This is a genomic window from Blautia sp. DFI.6.71 (genome assembly GCF_020593585.1).
Classification (GTDB): domain Bacteria; phylum Bacillota; class Clostridia; order Lachnospirales; family Lachnospiraceae; genus Blautia_A; species Blautia_A wexlerae.
The window spans coordinates 36,244-49,631 of record NZ_JAJDMJ010000009.1 but is presented as its reverse complement, the minus strand read 5'-3'; the positions used below and the strand labels follow the sequence as shown (position 1 = coordinate 49,631).

The 13,388-nt window shown below is 42.1% G+C and carries 10 protein-coding genes; all 10 read left to right on the top strand.

What is annotated here, in order from left to right; all coding sequences use genetic code 11:
• Positions 1-84: 84 nt before the first annotated feature.
• Positions 85-1,020, top strand: a complete 936-nt coding sequence (locus tag LJE12_RS06080; protein ID WP_008706126.1) for a glycosyltransferase family 2 protein — start codon at positions 85-87, stop codon at positions 1,018-1,020.
• Positions 1,020-1,982: a hypothetical protein gene (locus tag LJE12_RS06075; protein ID WP_055059801.1), complete on the top strand. Its 963-nt coding sequence runs from the start codon at positions 1,020-1,022 to the stop codon at positions 1,980-1,982. Before LJE12_RS06080 ends, LJE12_RS06075 begins: the two co-directional genes overlap by 1 nt.
• Complete coding sequence (locus tag LJE12_RS06070; protein ID WP_022380241.1) at positions 1,979-3,277, top strand: ATP-grasp domain-containing protein; 1,299 nt, start codon at positions 1,979-1,981, stop codon at positions 3,275-3,277. Before LJE12_RS06075 ends, LJE12_RS06070 begins: the two co-directional genes overlap by 4 nt.
• Positions 3,270-4,400, top strand: a complete 1,131-nt coding sequence (gene rffA / locus LJE12_RS06065) for a dTDP-4-amino-4,6-dideoxygalactose transaminase (protein WP_055057590.1) — start codon at positions 3,270-3,272, stop codon at positions 4,398-4,400. The genes LJE12_RS06070 and rffA overlap by 8 nt, the downstream gene beginning before the upstream one ends.
• Before the next feature lie 85 nt (positions 4,401-4,485).
• Positions 4,486-5,778 (top strand): D-alanyl-D-alanine carboxypeptidase family protein, encoded by a 1,293-nt coding sequence (locus LJE12_RS06060; protein WP_227226651.1) that lies wholly within the window; start codon positions 4,486-4,488, stop codon positions 5,776-5,778.
• Between the two features lie 76 nt (positions 5,779-5,854).
• Positions 5,855-6,409 carry a dTDP-4-dehydrorhamnose 3,5-epimerase gene (rfbC, locus tag LJE12_RS06055; protein WP_008706119.1) on the top strand — a complete coding sequence of 185 codons (555 nt, stop codon included), beginning with the start codon at positions 5,855-5,857 and terminating at the stop codon, positions 6,407-6,409.
• A gap of 12 nt (positions 6,410-6,421) precedes the next feature.
• Positions 6,422-7,237: an ABC transporter permease gene (locus tag LJE12_RS06050; protein ID WP_008706116.1), complete on the top strand. Its 816-nt coding sequence runs from the start codon at positions 6,422-6,424 to the stop codon at positions 7,235-7,237.
• 111 nt (positions 7,238-7,348) lie between these two features.
• Positions 7,349-8,629 carry an ABC transporter ATP-binding protein gene (locus LJE12_RS06045; protein WP_227226652.1) on the top strand — a complete coding sequence of 427 codons (1,281 nt, stop codon included), beginning with the start codon at positions 7,349-7,351 and terminating at the stop codon, positions 8,627-8,629.
• A 55-nt stretch (positions 8,630-8,684) separates the two neighbouring features.
• Positions 8,685-10,877, top strand: a complete 2,193-nt coding sequence (locus tag LJE12_RS06040) for a class I SAM-dependent methyltransferase (protein ID WP_227226653.1) — start codon at positions 8,685-8,687, stop codon at positions 10,875-10,877.
• A gap of 2 nt (positions 10,878-10,879) precedes the next feature.
• The gene (locus LJE12_RS06035; protein ID WP_081026389.1) at positions 10,880-13,387 is read left to right on the top strand and encodes a glycosyltransferase family 2 protein; all 2,508 of its coding nucleotides are present in this window, start codon (positions 10,880-10,882) and stop codon (positions 13,385-13,387) included.
• The last annotated feature ends 1 nt before the right edge of the window (position 13,388 follow it).

Here is a 13,388-nt window from a genome sequence, read left to right as displayed (position 1 = left end):
GTGCAGCAGGAATCTTGAAAAGAAATGTTGAAAATGATATGATAAAAATGATTGCAAAAAGATGAAAAGAGAAAGGAAAAGCATATGAGCTTATATTCAGTGGTTGTTCCTGTATATAATTCTGAACATACACTGGGAGAACTATATACCCGTTTGGAGAAAGTATTCCGGGAAACTCTTAAAGAAGACTTTGAACTGATCCTGGTAGATGACGGATCAAAGGACAGATCTTATGAGATCATGACGGAACTCAGAGAAAAGGATCACAGGGTACGGATCATACAGATGGCCCGTAACTTCGGACAGCATCCGGCACTTCTGTGTGGATTTGCACATGTAAAAGGAGAGTTTGTGGTAACAATGGATGATGACCTTCAGCATCAGCCGGAGGAACTTCCGAAGATGGTCAGAACCATGCAGGAGAGACCGGATGTGGATGTTATCATTGCAAGCTATGAAGGAAGAAAGCATGGTCCGATACGCAAACTGGGAACGAAATTTTCTGTATGGGCAACTTCAAAGATGCTGGGAAAAGATCCGGATCTTCAAATCACCAGTTACAGGCTGATCCGCAGATTCCTTGTGGATGCCATGGTAAAAACAAATACATATCTTCCACAGATTGGAAACCTTCTGATCAGGAGTTCTAACCGTATTATTAATGTTCCGGTTCAGCATGCAGACAGAGCTTACGGAAAAAGCGGTTATTCCTTTAAGAGACTGCTGAAAGATCTGATTTATGATATCACGACACATACTGCATTTCCCCTTCTGCTGGTGAGAAATATCGGAATTGTCAGTTTCCTGATAAGTGTAGTTCTGTCGGTCTGTTATCTGGTAAGATATTTTACACTGGGCATATCTGTGCAGGGCTGGACTTCGCTGATGCTGGTTATGCTGGCGTTTTTTGGACTGATTTTGTTATCAATCGGAATTATGGGAATCTATTTAATGAACATTCTTAATGAGGCAAAAAAAATGCCCCATTATGTAATACGTCGGGAGGATACGGACGAATAATGAAGGAAATTGGCGGATATTTTCAGCTGGAAGAGATGCCGGGAGAGGAATATTATCCTGACCTGTACAGGGTCAATCTTGGAAGAACCGCACTGCTGTGGCTTTTGAAGAGCCGCAGGTGCAGGAAAATCCTATTACCGTATTTTCTGTGTGAATCAGTGGTGCATACCTGTCAGGAAAATCAGATAGAGACAGAATTTTATCATCTGAATGAGAAACTGGAAGTTCTGTATCCGAAAGAACAGCTTCCGGAAGGGGAATATCTTTATCTGGTTAATTACTATGGCCAGCTGTCTGATTCCCGGATATCAGAGTATAAAAAGATTTACGGAAACATCATAGTGGACCATACCCATGCATTTTTTCAGAAACCATTAAAAGGGATAGATACACTGTATTCCTGCAGAAAATTCTGGGGTGTCAGCGATGGCGCATATCTGTCAACAGATGCCAGCCTGACAGAAAATAAGACTGTCGATTATTCTGCAGAGCGTATGAAACATATTCTGGGGCGTTATGAGCATAATGCCGGAACCTACTACAAAGATATGCTGGAAAATGCGGCAAAATATGACGGGATGGAGCTTCGGCAGATGTCAAAGCTTACACAGAATCTTCTGAAAGCTGTGGATTATGACAGAGCAAAGAAAAAAAGGGAAGAAAACTACCGGATTCTCGGAGAACTGCTCCCATCGGAAAGTATATTTAATCAGACTGTGCCGGAGGGACCTTTTGCATATCCGTATTTCCACGCTGATGGAATGAAACTTCGCAGATATCTTGCCGAAAAGAAGATATTTGTGCCGACTTACTGGAAAAATATAATTGAGAACTCTGAGACAAAAAGTCTGGAATATACCTGGGCTGCCAATATTCTTCCGTTGCCCTGCGATCAGCGTTACAGCGTGGAGGATATGAAATATATGGCTTCGGTTGTCAGAGAATGTGAGGAACGGATATGAAACATAAAGTGTTGATTCTGGGAACGCTCGGAGAATTTACAGAGCTGGTAAAGAAAGCAAAAGAGAAAGGTTATGAGACTGTTGTGTGCGACGGATATGCAGATGGTATTGCCAGAACGTATGCAGATAAGGCTTATACCATTCCTGTAACAGACGTAGATGCTATTGCCCTGATGTGCAGAGAAGAAGGTGTGGACGGGATCATCACATCATTTTCAGATCTGCTCCTGGAGTGTATGGTTAAAATTGCAGATAAAGCAGGACTGCCCTGTTATCTGAAACCGGAACAGCTTTCCTGGTACAGGGATAAATCGGCATGCCGGGATGTTCTGGACAAGCTTGGACTGCCGGCACCGGGATTTCGGAAAATATCTGTGGAACTGCTGAAACAGGGATCAGAAGAAGAAATACAACAGAGTATTGCAAATCTGCAGTATCCTCTGATCAGTAAACCTCTGGATAAATATGGTTCAAGAGGAATCTTTATTATTCATCATTCAGATGAAGTCAGAAAAAAAGCCCTGCAGACAGCGGAATATACGGACTGTCAGGAAATTCTGGTTGAGGAATACAATGACGGTTATGAGTTTAACATGATGACATGGGTAATGGATGGGAAAGTCAATGTGATCAGTATTGCAGATCGTGAGAAAACGGAAATGGAAGAGGGAATGCTTCCGCTCAGCACACGAAATGTTTATCCATCCCGTTTCCTGGCGGAGGTCGAAAAAAGTGCCACAGATATTCTGCAGAATTATATCCGCTATACCGGACAGACGGAAGGTGCATTATCCATGCAGTTTTTCTGGAAACCTGGCAGGGGCATTCAGGTATGTGAGATTGCAGGACGTTTCTTTGGATATGAACATGAGCTGACAGATATGGTTTATGGATTTCAGACAGAGGAACTGCTGCTGGATTATCTTTATGAAAAAGACCGGATAAAGGAGATGTTTCACTGTCATGATATTCATCATCCGGTAAAATATGGGGCTGTACTGTATTTTCAGGGACGACAGCTTCAGATTGCAGATCAGACGGCAGCCTGTGAGCTTGCAAAAGAAAAATGCGTTGTAAAACCCTGGATTTTTTATAAAGAAGGCGAACGTGTGATAGAATATGGGCCGAATCCATATCTTGCATTGTATTATATAGAAACAGAAAACCGCAGGCAGCTGGAGCTGGAGACTGAGAAATTTTTCAGTGAGATGAGTATCCGGGATCCGGAGGGAAGAGAAGTTGCCTACAGAAATAAGATACCGGAATATGAGAAGGAAAAGAAAACAGATGATTGATTTTAACAGACCTGCTTTTACAGGCAGGGAATTTGATTACATACGTGATGCGGTACAGAGAGGAATGCTCTGTGGGGATGGAGAATATACGAAAAGATGTTCTCAGTGGATGATGGATAAATTTCATGTAAATCATGTAATGCTTACCACATCCTGTACCCATGCTCTGGAGATGGCAGCCCATCTTTGCGACATTAAGCCCGGTGATGAGGTGATCATGCCGTCCTATACATTTGTTTCAACCGCAGATGCCTTTGTATTAAAGGGAGCAAAGATTGTATTTGTTGATATCAGACCGGATACAATGAATATTGATGAGAAACTGATCGAGGCGGCAGTGACTGAGAAAACAAAAGTGATCGTCCCGGTCCACTATGCAGGGGTTGCCTGTGAGATGGATACCATTATGGAGATTGCAAAAAAATACAATCTGAAGGTTGTTGAAGACGCTGCGCAGGGAGTAGATGCCTGTTATAAGGGAAAAGCTCTTGGTACCATTGGAGATTTTGGGTGTTACAGTTTCCATGAGACAAAGAACTATACTATGGGAGAGGGCGGTGCAATCCTTTTTAACAGGGATGAATATGTGGAGAAGGCAGAGATCCTGAGAGAAAAGGGAACTGACAGAAGTAAGTTTTTCCGCGGACAGGTTGACAAGTATCGCTGGATGGATTATGGTTCTTCCTATCTTCCAAGTGAACTGAATGCAGCATATCTTTATGCACAGCTGGAAGCAAGAAATCAGATCTTTGCCAAAAGAATGGAGATATACAATTATTATCATAAAAATCTGGCTCATCTTGCACAGGAAGGTAAGATCGAACAGCCTTATGTGCCGGAGGAATGCAGCCACAATGCCCATATGTATTATATCAAGGTGCGTGATATACAGGTAAGAACCCGGCTGATTGCTTACCTTCGGGAAAAAGGAATCTGCAGCGTATTTCATTACGTGCCTCTTCATTCTGCACCTGCGGGACAGAAATTTGGAAGATTTTCAGGGGAAGATGTTTATACTACAAAGGAAAGTGAACGTCTGTTGAGACTGCCGATGTTTTATAATCTGGATATGGAGGATGTGAAGTATATCACAGATACCATAGCTTCTTTTGACGGATTCTGATAATCGTGTGCCGCAAGTCTGTTTCAGGAATCAACTTGTCGGCACATCGGACGGAAAACAGAGACATATATTAAGAGGAAATATTATGAAAAAATGGAAACATTTATTAAAGGCTGTTATGGCTGCGGGAGTCATTGCAATGACTGCTGTTCAGATCTGCGCTGCTGCGGAAGGAACTGCGCAGGCTGCTGCTTCAGATGTTACACCCGTATCCATTTCAACTAATGAGATTGCAGGCTGGCCTGCAGGTCCTGAGATCACATCTGAGACAGGGGTACTGATGGATGCAGACAGCGGAACTCTTCTGTACAGCAAGGGCGGAGATGAAATCCGTTATCCGGCAAGTATTACCAAAATCATGACACTGCTTCTGGCGGTGGAGAACTGTTCCCTGAAAGAAGATGTTGTATTTACGGAAACAGGAACACGTGATATCAGTTGGGATTCCGGCAATATTGGAATGCAGGTGGGAGAAGTGATGAGCATGAGAGCATGCCTTTATGCACTTGTGATCCGCTCTGCAAACGAGGTCGCAGCCCAGATTGCAGAACATGTAGGCGGCACAGAGCAGCATTTTGTAGATATGATGAATGAACGTGCGGCTCAGATCGGATGCACGAATACACATTTTGTAAATGCCAGTGGTCTTCCGGATCCTGACCACTATTCTACTGCACATGACATGGCGTTGATCATGCGGGAAGGTCTGAAGAATAAAAAATTCCGCAGGATCATCGGCGCTACAGATTATACGATCAAACCTACGAACATGAACAGTGAGTCAAGGGTACTGCATACGCATCATCCGATGCTTGCCCCGGAGAGCAGCTATCATTATGATGGCTGTATTGGCGGCAAGACAGGATATACCAGTGAGGCCGGAAACACTCTTGTGACAGCAGCAGAGAAGAATGGAACTACCTATATTACAGTGACAATGAAGGCGGCAGACCTTGCAGTTGCCAGTACGGATTCCACAGCACTGTTCAACTATGGTTATCAGAATTTCACAAAAGCACAGGTAAATGGTGGAGAAGTATCAGTTCCAAACGGAGTGACTGTGGATAACCTGACTGTTCAGGAAAATTCACAGAATGGAAATACAGTAGATGATTACTATTATAATGATTATCTTTTGGGAAGCGTTGAAGTTCCGGAAGCTACACCTACACCGGAACCTGCAGCGGATGCCCTTTCTGATACATCCGGAGGAAATACGGATCAAAATGAGAAATCAGATACTGTCGGAGAAGAAAAAACTTCTGCGGGGATGCCGGAACTGCGAAAAATACTTCTGATCATAGGAGCGGCAATGCTTCTTCTTATTATCATTCTGAGCATTGCACTTGCAAAAAAGGAAAAAAGATATTATGGCTAAGTCTGCATATCATGTGGATTTATGCGAACAGATATAACAGAAACACAGAGAAAGCTAAAGAAAAGAGGAAAATAAAATGGGAAAAATCAAAGTTACAGAATGTGGTGGAATTAAGGGATTAAAAGTGGTAGAACCTACAGTTTTCGGAGATGCCAGAGGATATTTCATGGAAACCTACAATTACAATGATTTCAAAGAAGCAGGAATTGATGTCGAATTTGTACAGGATAATCAGTCAAGCTCACATAAGGGTGTACTTCGCGGACTCCATTTCCAGATCAATTACCCACAGGATAAACTGGTACGTGTTGTAAATGGTGAGGTATTTGATGTGGCGGTAGATCTTCGTGAAGGCTCAGAAACATATGGAAAATGGTTTGGAGTCGTACTTTCTGCTGAAAACAAGAAACAGTTCTTCATTCCGAAAGGATTTGCACATGGTTTTCTTGTACTTTCCGAGCATGCGGAATTCGTTTACAAATGCTCTGATTTCTATCATCCAAATGATGAGGGCGGCCTGATCTGGAACGATCCGGATATCGGAGTTGAATGGCCGATTCCGGAAGGAATGGAATTAAGCTTTTCTGACAAAGATACCAAATGGGGAAGCTTTAAAGAGTACCGTAAATAGGAGAATGAGCCATTGAATACAATTTTTTCTTTACCGATGGATATTTATAAGAACAGACGGCTTGTTGCAAAGCTTGCAAAGAATGATTTCAAAACAAGATATGCAGGTTCTTATCTGGGAATTGTGTGGGCGTTTATCCAGCCTGTGATTACGATCCTGGTATACTGGTTTGTATTCTCTGTAGGTTTTCGTTCCGGAACAGGGGATCTGGGAGTTCCTTTTGTTCTTTATCTGGTAGCAGGTATTGTGCCATGGTTCTTTTTCCAGGATGCGCTGATAGGGGGGACAAATTCTCTGCTGGAATACAATTATCTGGTAAAAAAAGTCGTTTTTAATATCAGTGTGCTTCCGGTAGTCAAGATCATTTCTGCCATGTTTGTGCATGCATTCTTTGTGTTGTTTACGATCATCCTGTATGCAGCGTATGGGAAATTTCCTGATTTCTATTATCTGCAGATTATTTATTACAGTGTATGTGTGTTCATTCTGGTATTGGGCTTATCATATGCCACAAGTGCAATCGTTATTTTTTTCAGAGATCTGACCCAGATCATCAACATTGTGCTTCAGGTAGGGGTCTGGCTGACTCCGATCATGTGGATCGTTGAGGCTTCACCTCTGATGGGACATCCTGTGATCATGAAGATCCTGAAACTGAATCCGATGTATTATATTGTTTCCGGATACAGAGATACATTCCTGATGAAAACCTGGTTCTGGGAACATGCAGGATGGACGGTCTATTTCTGGATATTTACAATTCTGTGTTTCCTGTTCGGAAGCTGGGTATTTAAACGTCTGCGCATTCATTTTGCAGATGTATTGTAACTAGTACAGCGAATATTAATATAGCAGAAACTTAATTTTCGCTGTACTGGTAAGCGTGAAATAAGTCAGAGGAAGATGAAAAACACAGGAACATAACAGAAAGGAAATCACGTGGAGAACAAGAAAGTAATTCAGGTGAAGGATCTCACCAAAATGTATAAATTATATGATAAGCCTTCGGACAGACTGAAAGAAGCGCTGGGGCTTACCAGAAAGAAACTTTATAAAGAGCATTATGCACTTCATGATGTAAATTTTGATATTTATGAAGGAGAATGCGTGGGAATTATCGGAACCAACGGTTCCGGTAAATCCACGATCTTAAAGATCATCACCGGTGTCCTGACTCCCACAGCAGGGGAAGTAAAGGTAGACGGACGAATTTCCGCGCTGCTGGAACTGGGAGCCGGATTTAACATGGAATATTCAGGTCTTGAGAATGTATACCTGAATGGAACCATGATCGGTTTTTCAAAAGAAGAGATTGATGCCAGACTGAATGATATTCTGGAATTTGCGGACATTGGAGACTTTATCCACCAGCCTGTAAAGACTTATTCCAGCGGTATGTTCGTGCGTCTGGCTTTTGCTGTTGCGATCAATATTGATCCGGAGATCCTGGTGGTAGATGAGGCGTTGTCTGTAGGCGACGTGTTCTTTCAGGCAAAATGTTATCACAAGTTTGAGGAATTTAAGAAACAGGGCAAGACGATTCTGTTTGTAAGTCATGATCTTGGAAGCGTTTCCAAGTATTGTGACAGAGTTATTCTTCTGAACAAAGGGGTAAAGATGGATGAAGGTTCACCAAAGCAGATGGTTGACCTGTACAAACAGCTTCTGGTAGGACAGAATCCTGTAAAACAGAATGAATCTGACAGTACAGGGCAGATTGTGGCAGAGGACAGTGAAGGACTGGGAGATTTTCAGGTAAATCCCAATATGCTGGAATATGGAAGCCGTATTGCTGAGATCACAGATTTCAGAGTCATTGATGATAAAGGAAGATGTTCCAATACTGTTGAAAAGGGAAGCTGCTTCAAAATTCGTATGAAAGTCCGGTTTAATGAAGAGATTCAGGAGCCGATCATGGCATACACCTTTAAAAATATTCAGGGTACGGAAATCACAGGTACCAATACCATGTATGAAAATGCAAAGATAGAACACTCCGGAAAAGGGGATATATGTACTGTAACATTTACACAGAACATGAACCTGCAGGGCGGTGAATATCTCCTGTCATTTGGATGTACAGGGTATAAAAACGGAGATTTTACGGTATTCCACAGACTTTATGACGCATGTAACATAACAGTTATTTCCAGTAAAAATACAGTTGGATTCTATGATATGGATTCAAAGGTGGAAGTACGGTGCGAAGAACAGATCTGAGAAAGTTATGATGACAAATATCAGTGCGAAAAAATAATCAGCGCGAGGACTATATATGGAAGAAAAAATCGGGAAAGTAATTCTGGATACCACGTGCTATCCGGGAAAAGATCTATACAGTGATGGTGCGATAGAGGATGAAATGCTTGCAATTTCCAGAGATTTTGCACCGGAAGAATTTAACAGAGTGATCAGTGAGAGAAAGAGCTGGCCAATTCTTTATCATTTTTCTCATATCAGGGAGAATATTCTGAACTGGATTCCCTTTACAGGAGAAGAGAAGGTTCTGGAGATTGGTTCCGGATGTGGTGCTGTGACAGGAGCTCTCTGTGAAAGGGCGAAGGAAGTTACCTGCATCGAGCTTTCTATGAAAAGAAGTAAGATCAATGCATACAGACATCAGGATCAGGATAATCTTAAGATCCTTGTGGGAAACTTTCAGGAGATCGAGAAAAACCTTACTGAGAAATACGACTATATTACTTTGATCGGTGTATTTGAGTATGGAGAATCCTATATCCGGAGTGAGAATCCCTATGTGGACTTTCTCAGGATCATATCAAAGCATCTGAAGCCGGATGGAAAGATCATTCTGGCCATTGAGAACAGACTGGGACTGAAATACTGGGCCGGATGTACAGAGGACCATTTTGGAACTTTATTCGAAGGAATCCAGGGATACCCCAAAACAAAAGGGGTTAAAACTTTTTCAAGAAAAGAAATTAATGGAATTTTGAAGGAGGCAGGAAACTTAAAAGCCGACTGGTATTATCCATATCCGGATTACAAATTTCCAATGACTATTCATTCAGACAGACATCTCCCTGCAAGCGGAGAGCTGCATATGAGGGACTACAATTTTGACAGACTCCGTCTGGACCTGTTTCAGGAATCTCAGGTGTATAATACACTTTTGAGCAATGATCTTTACCCGCAGTTTGCCAATTCCTTTCTTCTTGTGATCGGAAAAGAACAGCCACAGACAGCACCGGTTTATGTGAAGTTTTCCAATGAGAGAGATCAAAAGCTCTCCATTTATACGGAAATCAGTGAAGCAACAGATGGGCAGCTGACTGTGAAGAAAGTACCGTCGCAGAAGAAAGCGGCAGCTCATGTACGGAATCTGGGAACTATCTGCGAAGAACTGACCGGAATGTATAAAGAAGAGGAAATTGAAGTAAACCGCTGCCGGATCAAAGGTGACTGTGCGCAGCTGGAATATCTGACAGGTATCACCCTGGAAGATAAGCTGGATCATCTTCTGGAAGAAGGCAGAACAGAGGAACTGGAGAAATTATTCTTCTCTTATATAAAGAAAGTAAAGAATATTCACGAGAAGAAACCCTTTGAGAAAACACCGGAATTTGTAAGGGTATTTGGAAATGTAAACCTGCGTTCTGATCTGAAATGTACAGAAATATCCAATATTGATTTTGTTCCTGCAAATATTATCCTCTCTGAGAATAAAGTATCTGTGATTGACTATGAGTGGACCTTTACATTTCCTGTACCTTCACAGTTTCTGGTTTACAGGATGATCTTTTATTATCTGGAACTGAATGACAAACGGGGAATACTTAAAGAACGGGATTTCTATGAGAAAGCAGGAATCCTGCCTGAAGATATAGAAGTTTATGTGGAGATGGAACATAATTTCCAGCAGTATATTCTGGGTGAGCATACAGCAATGAGAAATATGTATGCCCAGATCTCTCCGGGCCGGGTGGAAGTAGAAGATTATTACAGAGAAAAGAAACAGGAATCTCTGGAAATGCTTCAGATTTTCTGGGATAACGGAAAGAGCTTTAATGAGGCTGATTCTGTGAGATATCTGTTCAGAAACGGGAAAATTCAGACGGAGTTTGAACTTCCGGAGAATACCACAATGCTTCGCCTTGACCCGGGCGAAATGTCCAAGGGACTTAAAATTGTAAAGCTGACATGGGAAGATGAAAGTCAGGTAAAGTTTCACACAGATGGCTGTGAAGTGTCCTCCGGAGAATTCTATTTCGGCGGTGACGATCCGCAGATCATAGTAGATTCTGTTCCTGAGAACAGAAAGTCCATAAAGATTGAAATGGAGATCCTGGACCGGCAAACCACAGAAAAGAAATTCTGGAAAGTATACGCAGAGCAGAAAAGGGCAATGGAGCAGATGAGTCAGGAGCTTGCGCAGAAGAAAGCTCTGGTCGATCAGGTGGAAGGCAGTAAGGCATGGAAAGTGTATCGTGCCATCAAAAGGGTTTAGTTATGGGAAATATACTTTGGAGTGTAGATAAAAAAATATACAGTGACAAAGAAGATCATACTCTGGCCATTACCGGATGGGCGATAACCAGAGATCAGTCAGAATGTGATTTCATTCTTTATGGCTCGGGAAAGGAACTCTCCGTTCCTGAACCTTCACGTTGTGAAAGAGCGGATGTTGCCAAAGATTTAAAAGAAACAAAAGATATAAAAGAAGTGGGAAATGTCGGATTCACAGTAAAGATACCGGAAATTATAAAACTTGCAGAAGAACATGAGAAACTGCAGCTTGCGCTGAGAGCGGGAGATGAAAAAGAAATCATCTGGGAAGCCACAGCTGCAGAAGTGAAGGACTTTTGTGAGGAAAGTCTTATTGAATATCATATTGATGAGGAACAGATCACACAGGAGAGTATCCTGACAGTCAGAGGCTGGGTTGTAAACCAGCTGGAGCCGGATGAGATATTTGTACAGGGTACAGATGGGAAGGTTCTGGAATGTACGATCACCAGACAAAGACGTCCGGACGTGGAAGAGGCAAAGGGGATTTCCGAAGAAGAGAAAAGAAATCTGGGATTCAGTATTACTGTCAATCTGGAGAATACAAACGATCAGAATATCTGCATCTGTTTCAGGGGAAAAGATGTACAGAAAATTTATACTGTAAATGTAAAAAAAATAAAACGGGAAAATACCGGACTGTATCAGCAGATGAAACTGCTGTCTCTGAAGAACAGGCAGAAGAATCAGGAATATATAAAGAAAAACGGTATTGGAAGATTTATCCGTTATGTGAGAAATTCCCAGCTTAAGGACGGAGATCAGGATTATGAAGACTGGCTGAAAGATCATGTCGCATTCCGAAAGGAATTAAAAAGACAGAGAAATGCTGTTTTTTCTTATTCACCGCTGATCAGTATTGTGATGGTGGTGACGGATACAGATGAACAAAGGTTAAAAAGTGTGATCGATGCTTATACAGAACAGACCTATGGTAACTGGCAGCTGTGTCTTGCAGATGCATGTGAGGGAGAGGAAACAGGAGAGTTTCTGCGGAAAAAATATAAAAAAGAGACCCGCCTTTCCTACAAGAAGGTTACGGAAAACAACGGCATTTCGGGAAATCTTAATGCATCTCTGAAACTTGCAATGGGAGAGTATGTTCTGTTTGCCGGTCAGGAGATCATACCTGAACCTGATGCACTTTTTCAGATGGTCAAAGCGATCACAGAGAAAAAAGCGGATATGATCTATACAGATGAAGATGAGATCAGCGCAGACGGAAAACATTATTCTGAGCCGGAATTCAAGCCGGATTTCAATCTGTTCAGATTAAGGGAAAATAATTATATCGGACAGTTCTGGGCAATCCGGAAGGAAATTCTGGAACAGGCCGGAAAGTTTGATCCGGAATATGATGGTGCACAGGATTATGATATGCTCTTAAGATGCAGTGAGCAGGCAGAGAATATTGTGCATATTCCAAAGATCCTCTGTCATTCCATGAAAGCAGAGAACCTGATCACAGAAGAACAGGAGAAGAAAAACTGGGAAGCAGGCAGAAAGGCACTGGAGGAGCATTACCGCAGGGCAGAGGTTTCTGCAACAGCGGAACTTGCAGACAAGAAGGGATGGTACAGAAGCCATCTGACTATTTCCGGCGAACCGATGATTTCTGTGATCATTCCAAGTAAAGATCACATTAATGATCTGGAACTGTGTATTTCATCCATAGAAGAGAAGACAACATGGAAGAATTACGAGATCATTATTGTTGAGAACAACAGTGTGGAAAAAGAAACCTTTGTATACTATGAGACACTGAAAAACAGATACCCAAATGTAAGGATCCTTACATGGAAAAAAGAATTCAATTATTCTGCGATCAATAATTTTGCAGTAAGAGAGGCACGGGGAGAGTATCTGCTGTTTCTTAACAATGATGTGGAGATTATTACAGAGAGCTGGCTTGAAGAAATGCTTCAGCTTTGTCAGCAAAAAGACGTGGGAATGGCCGGTGCGAAACTGTATTATCCGGATGATACCATTCAGCATGCAGGAGTGGTAGTTGGTCTTGGTGGAGTTGCTGCCCATGTATTATGTAAACTTCCCCGGGATGCGGAAGGATATATGGGACGTCTGCGCTGTGTGCAGGAGATAAGTGCAGTCACTGCCGCCTGCATGATGGTAAAGACTTCTGTTTTTAAAGCAGTTGGAGGATTTGACGAGGAGCTGAAGGTTGCATTTAATGATATTGACCTCTGTATGAAAGTGAGAAAATATGGAGTGAAAATTGTATTCACACCGTATGCAGAACTGTATCATTATGAATCCAAATCCAGAGGAATGGAAGATACACCGGAGAAACAGCTGCGTTTTTCCAGAGAAGTAAACTGTTTCCGGAGAAAATGGGAAAGAGAGCTCCTGAAAGGAGATCCTTATTATAATCCCAATCTGACATTAAACAACACAGACTGTTCTCTGAGAAAACAGGAGAAGAACGGAGATTAAC